This window comes from Leucobacter coleopterorum (genome assembly GCF_011382985.1).
Taxonomy (GTDB): Bacteria; Actinomycetota; Actinomycetes; order Actinomycetales; family Microbacteriaceae; genus Leucobacter; species Leucobacter coleopterorum.
On record NZ_CP049933.1, the window covers coordinates 667,197 to 688,309 of the forward strand.

At 61.7% G+C, this 21,113-nt stretch carries 23 protein-coding genes and 5 pseudogenes; 14 read left to right on the forward strand and 14 right to left on the reverse strand.

What is annotated here, in order from left to right:
* Positions 1-153: 153 nt before the first annotated feature.
* Positions 154-519: a thioredoxin gene (gene trxA / locus G7066_RS03040; protein WP_166328933.1), complete on the reverse strand. Its 366-nt coding sequence runs from the start codon at positions 517-519 to the stop codon at positions 154-156.
* A 19-nt stretch (positions 520-538) separates the two neighbouring features.
* Complete coding sequence (locus G7066_RS15585) at positions 539-724, reverse strand: hypothetical protein (RefSeq protein WP_244303228.1); 186 nt, start codon at positions 722-724, stop codon at positions 539-541.
* A 418-nt stretch (positions 725-1,142) separates the two neighbouring features.
* Here G7066_RS15585 and G7066_RS03045 point away from each other — a divergent pair, with 418 nt between their 5' ends.
* The 9 genes and pseudogenes from G7066_RS03045 (at position 1,143) to panB (ending at position 7,690) form a co-directional block, all read left to right on the forward strand.
* Positions 1,143-1,832 carry an ABC transporter ATP-binding protein gene (locus G7066_RS03045; protein ID WP_166328935.1) on the forward strand — a complete coding sequence of 230 codons (690 nt, stop codon included), beginning with the start codon at positions 1,143-1,145 and terminating at the stop codon, positions 1,830-1,832.
* A gap of 35 nt (positions 1,833-1,867) precedes the next feature.
* Positions 1,868-3,090: pseudogene (locus tag G7066_RS03050) on the forward strand (ABC transporter permease).
* Positions 3,091-3,215: 125 nt separating this feature from the next.
* The gene (locus G7066_RS03060; RefSeq protein ID WP_166331880.1) at positions 3,216-3,668 is read left to right on the forward strand and encodes an FAS1-like dehydratase domain-containing protein; all 453 of its coding nucleotides are present in this window, start codon (positions 3,216-3,218) and stop codon (positions 3,666-3,668) included.
* Positions 3,665-4,095 (forward strand): annotated as a pseudogene (locus G7066_RS03065) (MaoC family dehydratase). The gene G7066_RS03060 and the pseudogene G7066_RS03065 overlap by 4 nt, the downstream one beginning before the upstream one ends.
* Entirely contained in the window at positions 4,092-5,249 is a 1,158-nt protein-coding gene (locus G7066_RS03070) for a UDP-N-acetylmuramate dehydrogenase (RefSeq protein ID WP_280116230.1), read from the forward strand. Before G7066_RS03065 ends, G7066_RS03070 begins: the two are co-directional and overlap by 4 nt.
* A gap of 27 nt (positions 5,250-5,276) precedes the next feature.
* Positions 5,277-5,978, forward strand: a complete 702-nt coding sequence (locus tag G7066_RS03075) for a DUF2520 domain-containing protein (RefSeq protein WP_244303229.1) — start codon at positions 5,277-5,279, stop codon at positions 5,976-5,978.
* A gap of 59 nt (positions 5,979-6,037) precedes the next feature.
* A pseudogene (locus tag G7066_RS17290) lies at positions 6,038-6,265 on the forward strand (pantoate--beta-alanine ligase); the annotation flags it as partial.
* A 104-nt stretch (positions 6,266-6,369) separates the two neighbouring features.
* Positions 6,370-6,837 carry a pantoate--beta-alanine ligase gene (locus G7066_RS17295; protein WP_341873844.1) on the forward strand — a complete coding sequence of 156 codons (468 nt, stop codon included), beginning with the start codon at positions 6,370-6,372 and terminating at the stop codon, positions 6,835-6,837.
* Between the two features lies 1 nt (position 6,838).
* Positions 6,839-7,690 carry a 3-methyl-2-oxobutanoate hydroxymethyltransferase gene (gene panB / locus G7066_RS03085; RefSeq protein WP_166328939.1) on the forward strand — a complete coding sequence of 284 codons (852 nt, stop codon included), beginning with the start codon at positions 6,839-6,841 and terminating at the stop codon, positions 7,688-7,690.
* A gap of 31 nt (positions 7,691-7,721) precedes the next feature.
* Here panB and G7066_RS17300 read toward each other — a convergent pair whose 3' ends face one another.
* Together G7066_RS17300 and G7066_RS17305 are read right to left on the reverse strand one after the other, a co-directional pair.
* Positions 7,722-8,306, reverse strand: coding sequence for a PLP-dependent transferase (locus G7066_RS17300; protein WP_341873845.1), 585 nt, complete (start codon positions 8,304-8,306; stop codon positions 7,722-7,724).
* Positions 8,303-9,112 carry an aminotransferase class I/II-fold pyridoxal phosphate-dependent enzyme gene (locus G7066_RS17305; RefSeq protein ID WP_341873846.1) on the reverse strand — a complete coding sequence of 270 codons (810 nt, stop codon included), beginning with the start codon at positions 9,110-9,112 and terminating at the stop codon, positions 8,303-8,305. The genes G7066_RS17300 and G7066_RS17305 overlap by 4 nt, the downstream gene beginning before the upstream one ends.
* Positions 9,113-9,204: 92 nt before the next feature.
* Here G7066_RS17305 and G7066_RS15590 point away from each other — a divergent pair, with 92 nt between their 5' ends.
* Positions 9,205-9,378 carry a hypothetical protein gene (locus tag G7066_RS15590; RefSeq protein WP_244303230.1) on the forward strand — a complete coding sequence of 58 codons (174 nt, stop codon included), beginning with the start codon at positions 9,205-9,207 and terminating at the stop codon, positions 9,376-9,378.
* Between the two features lie 25 nt (positions 9,379-9,403).
* Here the strand turns inward: G7066_RS15590 and G7066_RS15595 are convergent, their stop codons facing one another.
* The 4 genes from G7066_RS15595 to G7066_RS03105 all read right to left on the reverse strand — a co-directional run bounded on the left by G7066_RS15595 (position 9,404) and on the right by G7066_RS03105 (position 11,924).
* Positions 9,404-9,979 carry an aminotransferase class I/II-fold pyridoxal phosphate-dependent enzyme gene (locus G7066_RS15595; protein ID WP_244303231.1) on the reverse strand — a complete coding sequence of 192 codons (576 nt, stop codon included), beginning with the start codon at positions 9,977-9,979 and terminating at the stop codon, positions 9,404-9,406.
* Positions 9,894-10,352 carry a beta C-S lyase family protein gene (locus G7066_RS15600; RefSeq protein ID WP_244303232.1) on the reverse strand — a complete coding sequence of 153 codons (459 nt, stop codon included), beginning with the start codon at positions 10,350-10,352 and terminating at the stop codon, positions 9,894-9,896. Before G7066_RS15600 ends, G7066_RS15595 begins: the two co-directional genes overlap by 86 nt.
* Positions 10,353-10,472: 120 nt before the next feature.
* The gene (locus G7066_RS03100) at positions 10,473-11,189 is read right to left on the reverse strand and encodes a YceI family protein (RefSeq protein WP_166328941.1); all 717 of its coding nucleotides are present in this window, start codon (positions 11,187-11,189) and stop codon (positions 10,473-10,475) included.
* 255 nt (positions 11,190-11,444) lie between these two features.
* Positions 11,445-11,924 (reverse strand): hypothetical protein, encoded by a 480-nt coding sequence (locus G7066_RS03105; protein ID WP_244303233.1) that lies wholly within the window; start codon positions 11,922-11,924, stop codon positions 11,445-11,447.
* 73 nt (positions 11,925-11,997) lie between these two features.
* Here G7066_RS03105 and G7066_RS15605 point away from each other — a divergent pair, with 73 nt between their 5' ends.
* Genes G7066_RS15605 through G7066_RS03115 form a run of 3 tightly spaced genes read left to right on the forward strand, consistent with a single transcriptional unit; the run spans position 11,998 to position 14,295 of the window.
* On the forward strand, positions 11,998-13,068 hold the full coding sequence (locus G7066_RS15605) for an HD domain-containing protein (protein ID WP_244303234.1): 1,071 nt from the start codon (positions 11,998-12,000) through the stop codon (positions 13,066-13,068).
* A complete protein-coding gene (locus tag G7066_RS15610; protein WP_244303235.1) occupies positions 12,981-13,661 on the forward strand; it encodes a hypothetical protein in 681 nt (226 codons plus the stop codon). Before G7066_RS15605 ends, G7066_RS15610 begins: the two co-directional genes overlap by 88 nt.
* A complete protein-coding gene (locus tag G7066_RS03115; RefSeq protein WP_166328943.1) occupies positions 13,654-14,295 on the forward strand; it encodes a class II aldolase/adducin family protein in 642 nt (213 codons plus the stop codon). Before G7066_RS15610 ends, G7066_RS03115 begins: the two co-directional genes overlap by 8 nt.
* A gap of 3 nt (positions 14,296-14,298) precedes the next feature.
* On the opposite strand, the gene G7066_RS15615 is transcribed toward G7066_RS03115, so the two are convergent.
* From G7066_RS15615 to G7066_RS03130, 4 genes and pseudogenes are all read right to left on the reverse strand, one after another.
* Positions 14,299-14,697 carry an NUDIX hydrolase gene (locus G7066_RS15615; RefSeq protein ID WP_244303236.1) on the reverse strand — a complete coding sequence of 133 codons (399 nt, stop codon included), beginning with the start codon at positions 14,695-14,697 and terminating at the stop codon, positions 14,299-14,301.
* Positions 14,694-14,984 (reverse strand): NUDIX hydrolase, encoded by a 291-nt coding sequence (locus G7066_RS15620; RefSeq protein ID WP_244303237.1) that lies wholly within the window; start codon positions 14,982-14,984, stop codon positions 14,694-14,696. Before G7066_RS15620 ends, G7066_RS15615 begins: the two co-directional genes overlap by 4 nt.
* A 62-nt stretch (positions 14,985-15,046) precedes the next feature.
* Positions 15,047-15,322, reverse strand: a complete 276-nt coding sequence (locus G7066_RS03125; RefSeq protein WP_166328945.1) for a hypothetical protein — start codon at positions 15,320-15,322, stop codon at positions 15,047-15,049.
* 44 nt (positions 15,323-15,366) lie between these two features.
* A pseudogene (locus G7066_RS03130) lies at positions 15,367-16,943 on the reverse strand (acyl-CoA carboxylase subunit beta).
* Between the two features lie 306 nt (positions 16,944-17,249).
* On the opposite strand from G7066_RS03130, the gene G7066_RS03135 reads away from it, so the two are divergent.
* Positions 17,250-17,954 (forward strand): biotin--[acetyl-CoA-carboxylase] ligase, encoded by a 705-nt coding sequence (locus tag G7066_RS03135; protein ID WP_244303435.1) that lies wholly within the window; start codon positions 17,250-17,252, stop codon positions 17,952-17,954.
* Between the two features lie 44 nt (positions 17,955-17,998).
* On the opposite strand, the pseudogene G7066_RS03140 reads toward G7066_RS03135, so the two are convergent.
* Positions 17,999-19,416, reverse strand: a pseudogene (locus tag G7066_RS03140) (APC family permease).
* 38 nt (positions 19,417-19,454) lie between these two features.
* Positions 19,455-21,083, reverse strand: a complete 1,629-nt coding sequence (locus G7066_RS03145) for an amidohydrolase (RefSeq protein ID WP_166328947.1) — start codon at positions 21,081-21,083, stop codon at positions 19,455-19,457.
* Positions 21,084-21,113: the final 30 nt, after the last annotated feature.

The window sequence follows — 21,113 nt, forward strand, 5'->3', positions numbered from 1 at the left end:
GTGCAGCGGTCGGCCTTGGGTACATCGTGGAGCGCCTCCTCGATGTGTTGTCCGCATCCCGCCCAGGTCGGCTTGCCGCAGGATCCGCAGGTTATTCGTGCACACATGGTGTGTCCTCTCTAAGGTGCTTTGTAAAAAAAGTTGGTTACTGGTTTAGTTTTTGTCTCGATCAGCTATTTGCCGAAGCACGTCGTCCATGTCGAGGTCGCGGGCACCCTGAATGAGTTGGTTGAGTTGCTCCGAACCAAGAGCACCAGGCTGGGCATAGACCATGATGCCGTCACGAAAAACCATAAGTGTGGGAATTGAGGTGATGCGAAATTCAGCAGCGAGTTGCTGCTCAGCCTCTGTGTCAACTTTTCCGAACACTATGTCTGAGTGCTCATTTGAGGCTTTCTCGAAGATGGGTGCGAATGCCCGACATGGACCACACCAAGCTGCCCAAAAGTCTATGAAGGTGATGCCGTCGTTGCCGATAGTTTCAGCAAAGTTTTGTTCCGTGAGTTCCTGCGTTGCCATGTTGTGCTCGCGTTCCTAGTCAACGTCCGAAAAGTCGCGCGAAAAAGCCGCCACGCTGAGGTTTTGCTGCGTCGATCTGGCTCTGAGTGTGCTTTCCGCCACACCACTGCGATGCGGGCACAGTCTGCTTCACCATCGCGACATGTTGGCCGCAGCCCGCCCAAGTTGTCTTACCGCAGGTGCGGCAGGTTGCCGGTCGGCACATAAGCGATCCTTCTTCCAATTTATTCAGATACTCCTGGGAGTATTTCTCGTCCCCATTAAATATACCCGGGGTGTATTGAGTTTGTCAAGCCTGAGGTGATTTCTGCCCTAGGGTGTTTCGCTGTGGTACAGGTTCAGGGGTGAGTGCGACTTCCGCCAAACACGACGACGAAGTGAAATGAAAGTTCGTGAACCGGCTTCGGATTGCCTGCTCTTTGAAGTCTTCAGTGAGTTGGGTGAGCAACAGCACTCATAGCGACTCGGTCACTGATCCGACCAATTCGGGATAACCCTAAAAATGCAGCGGGGTTCCCCGCGGACTTACGGATGCGGCGGCAATACACTGGCCAAGGCGCTTGCCGCGCACATTCGGGGAACCAACACGAGCAGTAAGGAATCGAGTGGAAAGTCACAGTTCAATGACCGCGATTAGAGCGGTCAACGTGCGCAAGACGTATGGCAAAAAGGAGAACGCGTTTCACGCGCTGCGGGGCGTGAGTCTCGATATTCAGCGGGGTGAGACCGTCGCCATCGTCGGCAAATCCGGATCCGGCAAGTCTACACTGATGCACTTGCTCGCGCTCTTGGATACTCCTGATGATGGCACCATCCATCTCGACAACAAAGACGTGAACGGCCTGCGCAAGAGTGAAGTGAACAAGATGCGCAACAGTTACTACGGCTTTGTGTTCCAGCAGTTCTTTCTCAACGGGCGGCAGAGCGTTCTCGACAACGTAATGCTGCCACTCGTGATTGGCGGCGTGCGTCCGGCCGAGCGCAAGCGACGTGCTCGCGCCGCGCTTGAGGCTGTCGGACTCAGCGACAAGGTGAAGAACCGCGCAAATGATCTGTCAGGTGGGCAAAAGCAGCGCGTTGTGATCGCCCGTGCTCTCGTGAACGAGCCGAGCATCATCTTTGCGGACGAGCCAACCGGAAACCTTGACAGCCACACAGGTGAGCAGGTCGAGCAGATGCTCTTTGATCTCAATAAGGAGAAGGGAATCACGCTCGTTGTGGTGACCCACGATCCCGAGTTTGCCGCGCGCTTCGACCGGCAAATCTATTTGAGAGACGGACAGATCGTAGCGGAAGAGAGGACAGCGGCATGAGGTTCTCTGATGTTCTAGACATGGCATCCAGCGGTATGTGGCGCAATAAAACGCGCAGCATCCTCACGATCGTCGCCATTTTTGTCGCAGCGTTCACGATCACGCTCACGACCGCAATTGGTGCGGGTGTTTCTGCGTATCTCGACAAGCAGATCAGCGGCTTTGGATCACCCAACCTGGTGCAGGTCATGGGTGCGACCCCCGACTCTTCCGATGGCCCCGCGGTGTACGACCCCTCGGCCCAGACCAACTTTGGCCAGACCAGCTCAGCGCTGACGCAGCAGGATATCGATGCGATTACCGAGATCAAGAACGTGAAGTCGGTGACTCCGTTTGAGAGCAGCGCTCCCGACTACATTCAGAGCGACGGCGATAAGTTTGTGCTCTCCGCGCAGCGTCTTGCTCCGGGGCAGAAGGTCGATGTGGTTGCGGGTAAAGCTCCCGCTGACGGAGCCGATCCCGAGATCATTGTCTCGCCACAGTACGTGAAGGCGCTTGGCTTCGACTCTGACGAAGACGCGGTGGGAGCGAAGGTGACGCTTGGAGTCAGCGACCCGCTGCAAGCAACGCAGGAGGTTGAGGCGACCATCTCAGGGGTGATGAACGAGTCGCTTCTCAGCGCCGGACGCCTGTGGGTCAACGACACCCTGCAGAGCAAGGTGACCGGGATTGCCCAGGAGGGGCTGCCCGCGTCGGTCACTGACAGCTATTTTGCTGTGACTCTGTACACGGTCGACACCGACCCCGAAACCATGGCTCAGGTAAAAGCTGACCTGAAAGACATGGGATTTGAGGGGCAGACGCTCGAGGATCTGAGCGGTGTTGCCTCCCAGATCTTCGACGCAATCACAACCGTGCTCATGGTGTTTGGTGTGATCGCGTTGCTCGCCGCCAGCTTAGGCGTGATCAACACGCTCTACATGTCGGTGCAGGACCGAACCAAAGAGATCGGTTTGATGAAGGCGAGCGGCCTCTCTTCTGGCCGCGTGTTCTCGATCTTCAGCTTTGAAGCAATGCTGTTGGGCCTCTGGGGAGTCTCCTGGGTATCGTCGCGGCGTGGGGCCTGGGTCAGGCCGTTAACCAAATCGCAGCGGATTCCTTCCTGAAGGACCTTCCCGGGTTTGACCTCATGCTGTTTCCAATTGGATCGCTCGCGACCATCGTGGCCGTGATCTTGGTGATCACGTTCCTTGCTGGCACGCTGCCGGCGAGGCGCGCGGCGAAGCTCGACCCGATTGACGCGCTGCGCTACGAATAGGGACTCGTGCAGTCTAGGGCGGTGAATCTGGCTGAAGAGTCGGGTTCACCGCTCCTGTTCGTGGGTTGCTGAGAGAGCAGACGTTGACGGAACCGCCCCTCAACTTGGACTCTCTGTAGACTGTCATCGTGGTTAATCCAGACATTCAAGGCCGGGTCTACCCGCCAACCGCCCCGTATCTTGTCGGACGTGAAAAGGTACGCGAGTTTGCTCGTGCCGTGCTGAGCACTTCGCCGCTGCACCTCGACCCTGCCGCCGCTCAGGTCGCCGGGTACGCAGATGTTGTCGCACCGCCCACCTTTGCCGTGACGGTGCAGGAGGCGACCCTTGCACAATTGCTCGCCGATGAAGAAGCGGGTGTTGATTTCACGAGGGTGGTCCACGGGGATCAGCGCTTCACCTACACCCGCCCCATCGTGGCTGGTGACGAGCTCACCGCGACCCTCACTGTCGCCGCCGTCAAGCAATTGGGCGGACACTCGATGGTGACTGCCTCCAGTGACATCGTTGACGCGCAGGGCACCCACGTGGTCACTGCGATTTCCACGCTTGTCGTACGAGGGGACGAAAACGCATGAGCCAGGCAACACCAAACTTCGAGCAGCTCGCCGTGGGCGACGTGGTCGCCGAGCGAGAACTCACCCTGACCCGCGACACCCTCGTGCGTTACGCAGGTGCATCGGGAGACTTCAATCCGATCCACTACCGCGACGACTTCGCACAAGAGGTCGGTCTGTCGGGGTGCTCGCCCACGGCATGCTCACCATGGGTGCCGCGGGGTCGGTCGCCACCGACTGGCTCGGCGACGCCGGCTGGGTCAAAGACTTCCAATCACGATTCACGAGGCCGGTCCCAGTCGACGCAAAGGCAGGCGCTCCCGTAACGGTAACCGCGACGATTGGTGCGCTCGATCCCGAAGCCCGCACCGCGCGCATCGACCTCAAGGTCGTCTTCGACGGATCGACGGTACTCGGCAAAGCCCAGCTGGTGGCGGCGTTCGCGTGACTCTTCCCGACATTGTGCCTGAGCCCATCGGCGACGGAGCGCGACTTGCCGACCTCACCACGATGCGCGTTGGTGGCCCTGCCGAGCATGTGATTGTCGCGCGCAGTGCCGAGGACCTCATTCGCAACGCAACCGAGCTGTGGAGCGCCGACGAACCCTGGATGCTACTCGGTGGCGGCTCAAACACGATCGTCGCCGACGAGGGCTTCCCCGGCACGGTGCTGCTCGTGCGCAGCAGCGGCATCGCGAGGGTCGAGGATCCGCACGCTGCCCCAAATCAAGTGCGTTTGCGCGTGCAAGCCGGTCACAACTGGGATCTGCTCGTCGCGGCCTGCGTTGATCGCGGTTGGGCGGGCCTTGAGGCGCTCTCGGGCATCCCCGGTCTCGTTGGGGCCGCACCGGTACAGAACATCGGTGCTTACGGCCAAGAACTATCGCAGGTGCTCCACTCGATCGAGTTCTACGACCGCGCAGAGGGCGAGGTGCTGCGGGTCTCAGCAGACGAGCTTGAGCTCGCCTACCGCGACTCGGCGATCAAGCGAGGGCGCGAGGGCGTTGTGCTCTCGATCGATTTGGTGCTCACGGAACTCAGTGATCCCACCTCCGTGGTGTCCTATGCACAGCTCGCCTCTGCACTGGGTGTCGCAATCGGTGACCGTGTGCCGATCCTAACCGTGCGCAATGAGGTGCTGCGACTGCGCGCGTCGAAGGGTATGCTGCTCGACGAGAGCGACAACGACTCGTGGAGTGCAGGATCTTTCTTCACCAACCCCATTGTTTCGCAGCAGTTTGCGCGTGAACTGCCGGCGGATGCTCCGCGCTTTTCGGTGGGTGGTGCGGTGGCCTCACCCACGGTCATGAGCTTGGAGGACCTTGCCGCGGGCATTCCGATGCGAGTCCCCAAGGCAGCGACAGAGGGCAAAGTGAAGCTCTCGGCGGCCTGGTTGATTGAGCACGCCGGGTTCAAACGAGGGTTCCATCTGCCCGGATCGGGCGCTGCCATCTCGTCGAAGCACACGCTCGCCATCACCAATCGTGGTTTCGCCTCGGCCGCCGATGTTGCCGAACTCGCCCGCTTTGTCGTGCAACGAGTGCAACAGGAGTTCGGTGTGATCCTCGCCCCCGAACCCAACCTGTACGGCCTGGAGCTGTAGGTGTCGGTGCGGGCGCCGCGTCTCCCGGTGATCCAGATCGTTGGGCGTGGACGCATGGGAGCCGCGCTCGATGAGGCCCTGCGCTCTGCAGACATCGAACTGCTGCCGATGGGAGGCCGCGGCGCCGACGGGTCTTCGGCTGATATCGTGCTGCTTGCCGTGCCAGACATCGAGATCGCCAGCGCTGCCGCAGCCGTTGCTGCCGGACGAATCGTCGGTCACCTTTCGGGCATTTCTACCCTTGAGGTGCTGCGACCGCACGAGGCATTCTCGCTGCACCCCCTCATGACGGTGACGGGCCCTGGCGCATCTTTCTCGGGTGCGCACGCGGCCATCGCGGGCACCTCAGAACAGGCGTTGCGGGTGGCACGGGATCTGACCGAAAGCCTTGGCATGGTGCCATTTCAAGTGGCAGATGCCGATCGAGCTGCCTATCACGCAGCGGCCTCGATTGCCTCAAACTTTCTCGTCACTCTTGAAGGCTTCGCCGAGCAGCTCGCCGAGACCGCGGAGGTGCCGCGTGCCGCGCTTATACCACTCGCAGAGGCCTCGCTGCGTAACTGGGCAGAACGCGGTGCGGCATCTGCACTCACCGGACCGGTTGCCCGCGGCGATGAGGATACCGTTCGCAAGCAGCGCGAGGCCGTGACCGAGCGTCTGCCCGAACATCTGGCGCTGTTCGACGCGCTCACCAAGGCAACACGTGCACTGGCAGGGGGCCAACAATGAGGATCGTCCGAACCGTCGCCGAACTGTGCGCAGCTCGCGCTGATCAAGCCACCATTGGGATGGTCCCCACCATGGGTGCCCTGCACGAGGGCCACCTCTCTCTGCTGCAGCGAGCCCGCGCTGAGAACGATCTGGTGATCCTCTCCATCTTCCTAAACCCGACGCAGTTCAGCGAGGCAAGCGACCTCAATGCGTACCCCCGGCAGGAAGCACAAGACGCCGCCCTCGCAGAAGCAGCTGGTGTTGATCTGATGTTCGCGCCGAGCGCCGCTGAGATGTACCCTGAGGGTTTTGCCACCACGGTGAGCGTCTCTGGCGCGATCACCGAAACCCTTGAGGGGCAGGCCGCGGCAGCTCTCACTTCGACGGCGTCGCCACCGTCGTCGCAAAATTGCTGCTCTCAGCGTTGCCACACCGCGCTTACTTCGGCCAGAAGGACGCGCAGCAGTTGCGAGTCGTGCAGCGGATGGTCGCCGATCTTGGCATCCCCACGGAGATCGTCAGCTGCGCCACCTCACGTGATGACGATGGATTGGCCCGCTCGAGCCGCAACGTGCGACTGAGCGTTGCCGATCGGCAGCGGGCACTGGCGATCCCGCGCGCGCTCGCCGCAGTGTCGACTGCGGTTACCGAAGGTCAGACCGAAGTTGCCGCATTGCGCACGCTCGCCGAGGCTGAGCTGAAGAACGGTCGCGTTGATCCCGAATACCTCGCCTTTGTGAACCCCGAGACGTTTGTTCCTGCCACAACCGTGAGTGATACCGTGCTGTGTGCCATCGCTGCTCGTGTTGGCGATGTGCGACTGATCGATAATGAACTGCTGAACCCACCGAGCCTGCCAACCTCGAAGGAGAACTGAGATGCCGAAGGTTACGATCCCGCGCCTCGCAGAAAAGCGGGCGAATGGTGAACCGATTGTCATGGTGACTGCGTACGACTATCCCGCGGCGCGCGCTGCAGAGCGAGCCGGTGTCGACATGGTGCTGGTGGGGGACTCTGGGGCCCAGGTTGTGCTTGGCCACAGCTCCACCGTTTCGGTGACCACCGACGAGCTGCTGATGATGTCGAAGGCCGTGCGGCGCGGCACCGAGACGGCGTTTCTGGTGTGCGACGTGGCGTTTGGCACGACGGAAGAGTCGGACGAGCAGGCCGTCGCGACAGCCGTGCGCTTTGTTAAGGAGGCGCGGGCCGACGCGGTCAAGATTGAAGGGGGTAACGAAGCTCGCCTGAGTAGGATCCGGGCCATTGTTGCTGCCGGGATCCCCGTGGTCGCGCACATCGGTCTCACTCCGCAGACAGCAACCGCCCTTGGTGGACTGCGTGCACAGGGGCGCACCGCTGCGACGGCGTCACGAATTGTTGAAGAGGCGTTTGCGGTGCAGGAGGCTGGCGCATTCTGCCTTGTGATCGAGGCGGTTCCCTCTGAGATCGTCGCGGTTGTGCGCGAACGCCTGTCGATCCCGATTATTGGCATTGGTGCTGGGCCCGCTGACGGCCAGGTGTTGGTACTGCATGATCTGCTCGGTGTCACCGAGGGCGGCACGGCGAAGTTCGTGAGGTCGTTCGGCAGCATCGGCGAGGCGACGGTCGCCGCGATTTCGGACTACGCGGACGAGGTACGCGCGGGATCCTTCCCAGGACCCGAGCATCAGTACGCTGCGACGCCCGAGGCAGTCGACGCGGCTCGCGCGACACTCGAACACCACGAGTAAAGCACCCCGTGGCTGGATCGAGACTTGCGCATCACACCCGGTCGAGCGCCGCGCGCAGATCCTGGATCAAATCACCAGATGACTCAAGACCGATCGAGAGGCGCAGCAGGCCGGGTGTGATCCCGAGCCGATCATTGATCTCGGACCCGAAGGTCGCGTGTGTCGAGCTTAGAGGATGGATGATCATCGAGCGAGTATCGCCGATGCCGGTCATGCGTGAGAACACCCGCAGACCATCCACAAATGCGCGCGCACCATCAATTCCATCGCGAATGGTTACCCCGAATACCGAGCCCGTGCGGCCACGGCCTGAGGCATCGACCCCGTAGTCCCGCTTTGCAATCTCGAACAGTGCATTCGACGGCAGCCCCGCATAGTCAACTGACTCAACCTCGGGCTGCTGCTCAAGCCACGCGGCAATTTCGAGCGACGAATCAACGTGACGCTCCATACGCAGCGAGAGTGTCTCCATGCCCTGGTGCAGCAGAAACCCGTTGAAGGGAGATAACGACGGCCCAATGTCGTTCACCACGGCTTCGCGCACGGCACGCGCATAGGCACCACGACCAAAACGGTCGAGCATCGATCCAAGTCCGGGCCGCGGCGACGCGGTCACCAGGGGAAAGGACCGCCCAGCAAGCTCGGCGGACTCCCAGTCGAAGTTGCCGCCGTCAACGATGGCCCCGCCGACAGCGGCCCGTGCCCGGTCAAAAACTTCGTGGTCGAGTGCACCACGATGTTCGCACCGTGCTCGAAGGGGCGGATGAGCGCGGGTGTGCCAACCGTATTGTCGACCACCAGCGGTAGATTGTGGCGGGCAGCCACGGCCGCGATCCTGCGCAGGTCGGTGACGTCATTGCGGGGGTTCGGGATCGTCTCCGTGTAGATCGCCTTTGTGTTCGGGCGAATGGCCCGATCCCACTCGGCATCGTCGTTGGCATCCCAAACGTAATCAACGTCGATACCGAAGCGCTTGAAGCTGCGGCCGAACAAGATCCGCGTGCCGCCATAAATAGACGCCGTCGAGACGATGTGGTCGCCGTGCTGTGCGAGCGTAAAGAGCGCCGATGAGATCGCCGCTTGCCCGCTCGACACCGCAACCGCGACAGTGCCTCCCTCAAGCGAAGCGAGTCGTTCTTCTGCAACCCCGTTAGTGGGGTTGCCCTGGCGAGAGTAGATCGGACCGGGTTCGGGGCCATCCTCAGTCTGCGCCTGGCCAGCAAAACGCCCAACCTGGTCGTCGAAACTGTCGAACACGTAGCCCGCCGAGAGCGCGATCGGAGGCACTCGCAATCCGTGGTTCAGATCGGGGTACTCGCCAGCGTGAACCTGTCGGGTCTCGAAGTCGAAGCCGTCCCAGTCCGTCACAGGATGGGCGGGCGCCTCCAGAGCAGCAACGGTGGTCGATTCTGCAAGAGTCATGATGCGCTCGTTTCAGACTGGGGGAGGATCGCTGCGATGCGTCGAACGGCTTCACGGATCGTGTCGGGGGCACAGGCGAGATTGAGGCGAACGTGCCCCGATCCGCCAGCGCCGAAGTGGACACCGTCGTTCAGGGCTACGCGTGCCTCGGTAAGGATCGCGGTGAACGGGTCTTCTGCGATCCGCGTCTCGCTGAAGTCGAGCCACGCGAGGTAACCAGCCCGGGGTCGCGTATAGGTGACACCGGGAAGCTGATCCTGAACTAACTCCGCGAGTAGTGCGTCGTTAACCTCAATCTGGGCGACCGCGCGGTCGAGCCACTCTCGAGCCCTGAGAACGCCGCAACACTCGCGTGCAGCCCGAGAATGCTGGCGCGGCAGACCACCTCGGGGGCAGCAACTGCAGGACGCTGTTTGCACGCTCGTCGGCAGCAACAATGACGGAGCACTTGACCCCCGCAAGATTCCAGCCCTTGCTGGCCGAGGTCGTGGTGACAGAGAGCGCTCCCGCCGCCGCAGCGATGGGAGCGAACGGTGTGAAGCGTTGTCCGCGGTGTGTGAGAGGGGCGTGGATCTCATCTGACACCACAAATACGTCGTGGTGGGCTGCGAGCTGCGCAAGCTCGGTGAGATCCTCGGGCGAATGCAACAGACCGTGTGGGTTGTGCGGATTGCACAGCAAGAAGATATCGATGCCACGCTCGAATTCCCTCTCGATCGCTGCGAGATCGAGGCGGGGTGAGTCTCCGGCGGCCGTGCCGAGTAGCGGAATCTCAACGGCCTCAACCGGCAACTCGTCGAACATCTCGAAGAAGCTCGGGTAGACAGGGTGGCCACCGCGATACGCCCCCTTCGGGTCGGGCGACACGAATCGACTCGACGATTCCAGTAGCAACATCGGTGGCGAGGTAGACGTGATCGAGTGGAACCTCCCACCCCCACCGATCTTGAGCGAAGTCCGCGAACGTGTTGGCGAGCGGACCAGGGCCATCGAGGTAGCCCAGATCAGATGCCAGTACTCGTTCGATCAGAGCCTGCTGAACCTCGGGAGCAACTGTAAAGTCCATTTCGGCAACAAACAGTGGTAGCACGTCGGCTGGAAAACGGGTCCACTTCAAGCTCGTGCGTTGTGCGCGCAGAAGCGCAGGATCTAGCTCGGCAAAGGGGGCGCCGCTGGGGTCCATACTGAGGCTCTGGGTACAGTCTGGGTCTGTGAGGTCAGCCAAGATGTTGTTCGACATAGCCCTATGCTCTCGCGGGATCAAGCGGCGCGCGATCCTCGCGGTAATGCTCCGTCATCTTTCTCTATTTGCGTGCAGTCGAATTCGCTGCGATTCGGACTTGGAATAGGGAACCGGCGGTTAGTGGGCCGCGTTCAGCTGAAACTCAACAAAACCCGTTGGCTCAACCGAGACGAAGCCAAGGTTCGGTGCGGTGACACCAAAATCTTGGAATGTGATTGGGATCGAGCCTGCGATCTCGGCGGTTGTGCCGTCGCTGCGCACCTCAACGGCGGTCGTGACAGGTTTTGTGACACCCGCAATCGTGAGATCGCCGGTAGCCTCGGCTTTTACGACATCGCCGGAGTTTGGCGCAGACTTGAGCGTCACGGATGTCGTGAGCTTAAACGTTGCGGTTGGGTTCTCTGCGGTGCGCAGCGCTTGGTCACGAAAGTAAGCGTCTCGACTGCCGCTGTCGGTGGCGATTGATGCGACGTCAACGGTGAGGTCTGCGGCCTGAAGGGTGAGGCCCGTGTTGTCGATCGTAAAGGTTCCGTCTACCTGGTTCGTGCGGCCCGTCACCGTCACGTCCGTGCCATTCAACACCTCATTGACGCGATACCCCGCCTCTGAGCCGCTTGACACTTTCCACGTGCCCGCAAGCTGGGTTGGATCGAGCGGAGAGCCAGAAGCTGTGCTGCTGTCGAGCATGTTTGCATCGCCGCTCAGCGTCGGTGTATCGGCTGCAGGTGCCGCAATCAAGTCTCGGTAGATGACGGGTCCGGCAATCGCAGCAGCGGCACCCAAGACAAGTACACCGACGCCCACTCCGACAAGTACCTTCTGGGACCGCTTCACAATTGCTCCTGACGCTGAGTGATGCTTCAACCATGGCAGTCAGTCCGATGAAATCCCTCCGAATGAGTAGGGAAGAAGCTGGCAATCGGTGGGATTGCACGTGTCTTGTGAGTGCAGCTCAACCACTTATGTGTTCATACGGTTGAACTGCGCCCACACCCTGTCACTAGAGCGCCGCGAGCAACGACTTCCAGTGCGCTCGCCACTCCTCGATGCGCTCGCCGTCGGGCAGACCGTCTTGGCTGATAACGAGGATCACGCGGGTATCATCCTTCGGGGTTGCCGATGCTTCGACGCGGCCCGCTCCCTCAAGATCCACCCGCCAGAACGTGCGCTTCTCAGTGCGGGATCGCCGCGGCTCGCCCGCTGCGTGTCCGAGGTGTTCGGTGATCCTTGCTGCGGCGGCCCACGCCTCAATCGCGGCGTCACGATCAAGGGGAGCGTGCGGCTAGCGCTCACACGAAACGTGCCACTTGACGACTGGCCAGGTACCCGAAGTCCAGCGTGCTGCTCGTACGCGATTGCAACGGCCTGCGCCCACCAGTCGGGGTTGTATAGCGTCTCAGGAACCTCAGCCCTCGCGATAATTGCGATCTCGCTGTGCGGCTTCGACTTGGCGTCCGCGGCTTCGAAGATACGTACCCAATCGGCCCAGTCACGTCCGGTCGCGCGCTCAATACCGGGAATGCTCTCTGCACGCGTCTGATTTGCTGGGGAATCGGTGGCCTTGCTCATCGGATCCTCATCTTCGGTAGCTCATTGCTTTTGCGTTAGTCTAACGAGTTGGCCGACATGCTTGAATGGAACCATGAGTGAACAGGATCGCGGAGCCGCGAGTGTGGGGCGGGCATCGAGGCGCTATGCCGACCAAGCTTTGTCGCAGCACCGGGCCACCAGCGTTGGTGAGAACGGCGGAGACAACAGCAACGAGCACTCCAGCAGCGCAGCAGGCGGCGTCCGACATCACTCGAGCGATGCGCAAGAGTTCCGAATCGACCTCGAGCGGGTCCGCTTCTCGTCCTACTTCGCCAGGCTCTCAGACGTGACCCAGGTGATTCCGCGATCCGGGGTCGGCCCGGTCATGCACAACCGCCTCACCCACTCACTGAAGGTGAGCGCGGTTGCGCGTGTGATCGCCTCGAACCTGGTCGAGCTCGAGGCGAGGCACCGGGCATTTGTGAGGGGTGAGCGCGTCGAAGATGACGCCGCTGGTGCCACGATCGCAAGACTCGGTGGATGTGACACGATTGTGGTGCAGGCGGCCGGGCACGCGCACGACCTTGGGCATCCTCCCTTTGGGCACCTGGGCGAGCGGGTGCTGGATCGGGTAGCCCGCGGCAGGCTCGGGTTGCCGGAGGGATTCGAGGGTAACGCCCAGAGCTTCCGGATCCTGACCCAACTCGACACCCTGGGTCGCGACTTCCCCGGCCTGAACCTCACGGCCGCGGTGCGAGCGGCCACCCTGAAGTACCCGTGGACACGAACCGAGTGGATCGGCATCAGTCTGAGCGACCTGCCTGTGGCCGAGCGCCCCCGCGGGTCGGTTACGATGTCGCCGGTGGTGCCGAGAAGTTCTCGGCTTATGCGCTCGATGCTGCTGAGATGGACCAGGCGCGATCCGCGTACCCGAACATTGGTCGCGGTGAACAAACGCTCGAGTGTGCCGTCATGGATCTTGCTGATGACATCGCGTACGCGGTGCATGACCTTGACGATTTTACCCGTGCCGGGGTGCTGCAACAGGCTGCGGTGGCCGGAGAACTTCGCGCATGGCTCGCGGCGACCGATGAGATGGCTGCCGTTAACCTCAGTGAGCTGGGCACTCGATGGCGTGCACCCGGACACTCGCTCGAAGCTCTATGGCGGCGGCTACTTCTGAAAGACGATTGGATCGCCGACCGTGATGCCTTCACAGCCGCGGTCGAGCGCGTGAATCGAGACCTCGCCGAGTCGCTACTCGCAGCGCCCTACGACGGTGGCATCGAGAGCGAGCGTGCGGTCTCAGGCTTCACCCGCAAGTGGATTGAGCACCTGCGCACCGCAATCGTCGTGGAGGATCAGCCGCACGTTCGCAGTGGTAACGTACGCCTGAACCAGCAGGCGTGGCACGAGGTGAAAGTGCTGAAGTTTGTGCATACTCACTTTGTGCTGGATCGGCCTGAGCTTGGGCAGGACCAGCGCGGGCAGGCACGCATGGTAGAGGGGCTTGCGCTTGGGTTTGAGGACTGGTTGAGCGACCCGGTTGATGCCGCGAGGGCCCCGCGTCGCCTCACTGAGTGGGTCGATGAGGCCACCGAAGCTGGCTTTGAACTGAGGCGATCCCGCCCCGAACTCTTGAGCGGTGACACGAGCGATGCGGGACTCGTGCGGCAGGGGAGGGCGCGCGCGATCCTCGACTATGTATCATCGTTCAGTGACCAGCAGGCCGTGGCCACGTATTGGGCACTGAGCGGAGGGACCAGCGATGACTGAGCACCGGGATAGGGATCGCCTGATTGACGAATTGATTGCGGTGGGACGCGATGCCGTTGAACGAGGGCTTGTGCTCGCGAGTGGTGGAAACCTGTCGGCTCGGGTGTCAGAGAATAGCTTCGTTGTGACGGCGAGTGGTACGTGGCTGGACCGACTGACGCCTGGCGACTTTGTGGAGCTAAGGCTGGAAGACGACGAGACGGGCAAGAGATCGACCGGATCCAAGCCCTCCAGTGAGTGGAAACTGCACCATCGTGCCTACCTGGCTCGCCCCGACGCCGCGTGTGTCATCCACCTGCACCCGCGGCACGCGGTTGTGCTTGCGAGCATCGGGCACGAGATCAGACTGCTGACGCTCGACCACGCCTTTTACGTCGGCTCGGTCGGCCTGACCCCGTTCTACCACAACGGATCAGACGAGCTCGCAGACACGGCGGCCGAACAACTGCGGTCACACAACTGCGTGGTGATGCAGCACCACGGGTGTTCTGTTGTTGGCGACTCCGTTGAGATGACCTACCGGAGGGCGCTCAACCTTGAAGACGCGGCGAAGGCGACTGCGCTTGCCCTTCAACTAGGTGACACCGACACAACCTTCCCTCCCGAGGCATTCGCCGAGATTTACCACGCGTAGGCGCTAGCGATGCAGTATAAACTCGCGCTTCGTGTCCCAGGGAAGTTCCCACTGCAGCTCTCTGAACAACGAAGAGAGCAGGATCCCGGTGAATCCCCACACGAGGTGCCCGCCGAAGCGAGAACCGAGTTGAAACGCCGGCCCACGAAAGGTCTTCGGGCCGCTACGAAGCACCGAGGTGCCGCGGACTGCCGGATCCAGTAGCTCGGCAACTGGCGCACGAAACACCTCTACCGACTCGCTCGTATCGGCCGCAATTTGGCTGGGTCGAGTCCACCAGCCCACAACCGGCGTCACAAGGTTGTTGCTCACTGGAATGTGCACCTCGGGCAGCATTCCGAGCACTTCAACTCCGCTGGGGTCGAGGTTGGTCTCTTCCTCGGCCTCACGTAGTGCGGTCATAATGAGGTTACGATCCTGCGGCTCAACGCCACCCCGGGAAAGGCGATCTCGCCGGGGTGGTGGCGAAGCGTGTTCGAGCGGCGAATGAGTAGCACGTCGAGCTCGGGTGGCACAGAACCGGCCGACTCCGTCGCGGGTGTGCGGTCAAGCGCTCCAAAGAGAATCAGAACTGAGGATCGCCGGGTCGGGCGATCAGCGAGGTGCCCCTGCGGTCGGTAATCGAGATGCACGTCCCGCTGCATGAGTTCGCGGAGATCCTGCTGCACCTGCTTCACCGTCGACGACATAGGGGTTAGCCTAGTGCGCGACCTCTGACATTGAGCGAGATGTTCGCCGTCGGCGGGAAGAGCTATCCGTCTGCGAGAAGCTCGCCGATCCCCTCGGGAACACGTTGTGATCTGGCCCAAGGCTCACGATCGCGCCTTGCTACTCGCTTCACACGCTGTGTCTCTTCAGTGCGCACCTGGGTGAGCACGGCGATAGTCGCGGCTCGCTCCTCGGCACTCACGCCGCGGGTGACAAAGTGAATGTCGTCGCCGGTAACGGTCGTGTCGACCTCGCCCACTTCTTCGCGCTTTGCTGCGTCGCGTGCGGCTGCATCGGGCGGTAGTAAACCGTGTTTCACTGTGTTGCCGATCTGTCTCTTGAACTGAGGGGATGATGCCGCACTTACAGCGGAATGTTTCCATGCTTCTTGGCGGGCAGCTCGGTGCGCTTTCCGCGCAGACCGCGCAGAGCCTTGATCACCGCGAGGCGAGTGCCCGCGGGCTCAAGCACGTTGTCAAGCTCGCCGCGTTCGGCCGCGAGGAACGGTGAGGTCACGTCGGCGGTGTACTTTGCCGTGAGCTCGGCGCGCAGGGCCTCGACGTCCTGCCCGGCGGCCTCAGCAGCGGCGAGTTCCTTGCGATAAAGGATGTTGACCGCGCCCGCACCGCCCATCACGGCGATTTCGGCGGTGGGCCACGCGATGTTAATGTCGGCGCCCATCTCTTTCGAACCCATCACAATGTACGCGCCACCATAGGCCTTACGAGTGATGATCGTGACAAGCGGCACCGTGGCCTCAGCGTATGCGTAGAGCAGCTTCGCGCCGCGGCGAATAACTCCCTGGAACTCCTGATCGGTACCGGGCAGGTAACCTGGCACATCAACGAGGGTGAGGATCGGGATCGAGAAGGCGTCACAGAACCGCACGAATCGTGCAGCTTTTTCGCTCGCGTCGATGTTGAGTGTGCCTGCCATCTGGTTCGGCTGGTTCGCCACGATGCCCACTGTGCGGCCCTCAACTCGACCAAAACCGATGAGCATGTTCGGGGCGAACAGCGGCTGCACCTCAAGGAAGTCGCCGCCGTCGAGGATCGCCTCGATAGCGACCTTCATGTCGTAGGGCTGGTTGGCGCTGTCGGGGATCAGGGCGTTGAGGCGGCGGTCTGCTGCGGTGATCTCGAGCGCGGTGTCGCTGTCGTAGACCGGAAGCTCTGACATATTATTGTCGGGCAAAAAGCTGATCAGGGTGCGCGCGTAATCGAGCGCGTCGTGCTCGTCGCTCGCGAGGTAGTGTGAGACGCCGCTCGTCTTGTTGTGCGTGAGTGCGCCGCCGAGCTCCTCGAAGCCAACCTCTTCGCCCGTGACGGTTTTGATGACGTCGGGCCGGTCACGAACATGTGGCTTGTCTTGTCGACCATAATCACGAAGTCGGTGAGCGCGGGGGAGTACACCGCACCGCCCGCAGACGGGCCCATGACGATCGAGATCTGCGGGATCACACCCGAAGACATTGTGTTGAGGCGGAAGATCTTGGCGTAGTTCGAGAGTGCAACGACACCCTCCTGGATACGTGCGCCACCCGAGTCGAGAATGCCGAGGATCGGCGCGCCGGTCTTGAGCGCAAACTCCATGGCTTTCACGATTTTCTCACCGGCAACTTCGCCGAGTGAACCGCCGAAGGTTGTGAAATCTTGCGAGTAGACAACGACCTGGCGCCCATCAATGGTGCCAGCACCCGTGACAACAGCGTCGCCGAAGGGGCGGCTGTTCTCCATGCCGAAGCCCTGTGTGCGGTGTTTGACGTACTTGTCAAACTCAACGAATGAGCCGGGATCAAGCAGTGCGGTGATCCGCTCTCTCGCTGTCATTTTGCCGCGGGGGTGTTGCTTCGCTGCTGCGGCTGCGTCGCGGTCACCAACCGCTTCTTGATACTTGCGGCGGTGGTCGGCGATGCGTCCTGCCGTTGTACTGAGATTCATGTCTGCGGTCACGCGCTCTAGCCTAGCGTGGGGCGTTTCTTCAAAGTGGGAGATATTCTCTAATGACTTCGAAGTTTTGTGTGAGGAGTGCCACTAATGCTGTGGTTCGATCGTAACTGTGAGAAGTGAGGGTGAGACTTCTCGCCGGGGTTTAGTATCGCCACGGCGCGATAGTCTCTCAATCATGGAACTGACGCGCACGCGATCACTTTTGCCCCTGGTTGTCTGGCGCGACGCTGTTGCCTCAACGAACGCGGAGCTGCGCGAACTGGCTGCGGGGGTGAGGATCTGGCCCCACACGGTACGCTGCTTGCTACGTCAGATCAGACGGTTGGGAGGGGGCGCCTCGGCCGCGACTGGGTCATGCCGCCAGACACGGCCGTTGCCGCCTCGGTGCTCATCCGCAATTTTGGGCGGGGCGAGATGCCCGCTAGCTGGCTGCCCCTACTCGCAGGTTCCGCCGTGGTGAGCGCACTCCAGCCGCTGTTTACCGAGGGCGTGCGCGTCGGCGTGAAGTGGCCGAACGACGTGCACGTCCGCACGGAAGACGATGCCGAGGCGGGCCGCGTTGGCAAGAAACTGTGCGGGATACTGTGCGAAATGCTGCCAGACGGTGCCGTCGTGGTGGGAATGGGGATCAACCTGCTCATTCCAGACTGGGAACTTCCCACTGATCGGGCGACCTCGCTGCTGGCCGCCGGGGCAAACGTCGGTGAGGCAGGGTTCCTATCGGATTCCGCCGGTCAGGATCTGCTCGACCGTGTACTGCGCGACGTGTGTGCAGAGCTGCTGCGGCTCGTGGATCTCGCGTCGGGCGATCCGCGAGCCGTTCGTCAGCGCATCATGAGGCACTCGTTGACGCTGGGCACAGAAGTTCGAGTTCACCTTCCAGGCGACCAGATAGTTGATGGCCGGGCTCGGAAGCTGGCGGATGACGGCTCGCTCGTTGTAGATCTGCCGACCGGTGGCGAACTCACGGTGTCGGCTGGCGACGTCGAGCACCTGCGGTAGCACCCTGTCGTTCTGCGCTATCGCTAGCGCAGAACGACAGACACCTACCCCCGCGTCCCCTCAAGCGGGTATTCCTCACCGAGCTGATCGATCTGCTGGGTCGTAGGATCCTGTTCGGAGAAATCGAGCTTCGGCACTGGGCGCTTGAAGCCCCCGGTGACGAGTGCGATGATGCCGACGCCAATCACGAGCCAGATGCCACCAACAATCCAGGTGCCAGGCTGAAGTGAGGTCCACAGCCAGATAGTCATTGCGAAGCCGATCAGCGGGAACACAAAGAAACGAAGAATTCGCCAGAAGGTGATGTGCTCGCGTAACCCACCCTTCGGAAACATGTACGTGCGAATCACCGAGAGATTCACCATGGCAAACGCGGCGAGAGCGCCGAAGCTGATCATGAAGGCAACGACATCAAGCGACAGGAATAGCGCCGAGAGCGCGAACACCGACACCGCGATCGCGGCGACAATAGGGGTGCCAAAGCGCTTGTGCAGACGGGAGAGTGGCCTCGGCAGCATCCCGTCACGACCCATCGCGTAGAGAATACGCGAGACCGAGACCTGCCCGGTCATGCCAGAACCGAACGCACCCGCGACATAGACCGCAACAAAGAAGGCTGTGAATCCTTCGCCGCCAATATTGTTCATGACGGTAACGCCCGCCGCATCGATTTCTGCACCGCTGAGCGAGGCCCAGTCAGGCTGATAAGCGATAGCACCGGCCCACGACACCAGAATAAAGAAGAGCCCGCCCAGCAGCGTCGAGAACACGATTGCGCGCGGGATGTCTCTGCGCGGGTGCTTTGCTTCTTCGGACAGTGTTGACACCGCGTCGAAGCCGAGGAACGAGAGCGCAAGCACCGCCGCCCCGAGGCCACGGCGCCGATGCCGCCCTCACCAAATGTGAACGGTTCGATGAGGTCGACCGACGCGTCCCCGCCCAGGGCGTGCTTAAACGCCAGCACCATAAACACTGCAACCAGGATCACTGATAGCCCGATGATCGCAAAGTTCAGCTTGTTCACGAGCGTTATGCCGAGAATGTTGAAGAGGAGAACCAGAAGGAGCGCGGCGAGGGTGAACGCCCAGCTTGGGATCGCGGGAAACTGCGTGTTGAGATAAATGCCGATGAGCATAAAGTTGATCATCGGAATGAACAGGTAGTCGAGCAGCATCACCCAGCCGGTGAGAAAGCCTGCGGCTCCGCCGAACGATTGTTGTGAGTATGTGTAGGCCGAACCCGCGACCGGGTAGCGCCGCACCATTGCGGCGTAACTTCCCGCAGTAAAGAGCATCGCGACGACCGCAACAATGTAGGCCGCGGGCAGGTGACCGTCAGTGACCTGATTGACAATGCCGTAGGTGGTGAAGACCGTGATGACGGTCATGTAGGTGACGCCGAAGAGGGTGAGGCCGGTGAGGCCCAGAGCCCTCTTGAGCTGGGGTTGTTTGGTATCGCTCAAAATATCTCCTTTGAAGTGTTGCGAAAGCTAAAGACGTGTCATGTAGTGGGGCTAAAAGTGCGTTCGCCGGCGAGCCAGGTGCCGTGGATCGTAAGGTCAGCGATGGCTTCGGGCGCAACGCTGAGGGGGTCGGCTGACAGCCACACGGCATCGGCAACCATACCCACTTCGAGCGTGCCGCGATCCTGAACCAACGCCTGCCGCGCGATGCCAGTTGTGTACGCCGCGAACGCCGTGGCTGCATCAATGCGTTCCTCGGGCAACCACGACTCCGCATCGGGATTCTCGTGGCTGTGCCGCGTGATGGCCGTGGAGAGTGCGGGGCGCCAGTCAAGTGTGGTGACGGGCCAGTCGCTGCCGAATGAGACCGTTGCCCCGCTCCGCTGCACCGAGCCGATCAGGTATTGCCAGCTGTCGCGCGGATGACCGAGGTGGGGGATCGTGAGGTCGCGCATCACGGCGTCGCACTGCGCCCAGTACGGCTCGAAGTTTGCGATCACGCCGAGCTTGGCGAAGCGCGAAACATCGGCTGGATCGAGTAGGGCGACGTGGGCGATCACGTGATGGCGTTCGCGATCGGGGTCAGCGAGGGTCGCCGCCTCGATGGCATCAAGCGCGTTGCGGTTCGCGGCATCGCCGATCGCGTGCAGGTGCAACTGGAAGCCCTCCGTGTCAAAGGCCTGCGTTGCCGCGAGAAGCTCTTCTCTGCTCCAATTGGGCAGCCCCTGTTCCTCTGGCAGATCGGCGTAGGGTTCAAGTAGTGCCGCGGTGTGGCTCTCGATAACCCCGTCTAGAAAGAACTTCACCGTTTCGCCGTTCAGGCGGTCTGCTCCGAGGTTCCGCACCGTTTCTCGCGCTGCCACAAACTCGTGAAGCTGCGCGCGCCAGCGCGCGGGATCAGCGCGGAACGCAAGATTGACTCGGGTGTGCAGGCGGTTCTGCGCGACGGCCGCGAGGTACACCTCAAGATCGTTTGCCTCGACCCACGCGTCTTGAATCCAGGTGGTGCCCTGCGCCGCATAAGCGAGTGTTGCTCGTTCGAGCGCCCCTATCCGCTCCTCAACGGTGTAGGACGGCGCGATGTTCGCGAGGAAATCGTTGGCTGCGGCCTCCTGCAGGGTGCCGAGCGGTGAACCATCTTCGCGGCGCACGATGCGTCCGAGCGGGGGGTCAGGGGTTTCGGCGGTCATGCCCGCTGCCGCGAGCGCCGCGGAGTTGACCCAGACCGTGTGGTAATCCCATGAGCGAAGAACCGTCGGGATATCGCCGGTGACCTCATCGAGCCAGTGCGCGTCGAAGTGGCCGCCGGGCGCGAAAGTTGCATCGTAGCTGCCACCCACGATCCATGTCGCAGCGGGGTTCTCCGCACGCCAGTTTTTGACCGCCTCGAGAATGCCTGGAATATCTGCCGCCTGCCGTATAGCTGGCCCGAGTGATTCAAGGCCACCGAGCATGGGGTGAGCGTGGCCGTCACCGAGTGCAGGTGCAAGTGTTCCTCCGGCGAGATTTATGACCTCGACATTGTGCCCGGTTGCGAGCGCCTCCGCCTCGGACCCGATCGCAACGACCACACCACCTTGTATTGCGAGCGCGTGGCTGGTGGTGCCCTCGGTTTCTGGGGTTGGGTGAACGAGGATCGTGCCACCCGTAAACACCGTGGTCTGCATGCGAAAGCCTCCTTGCTTGGTGTGGTGCGC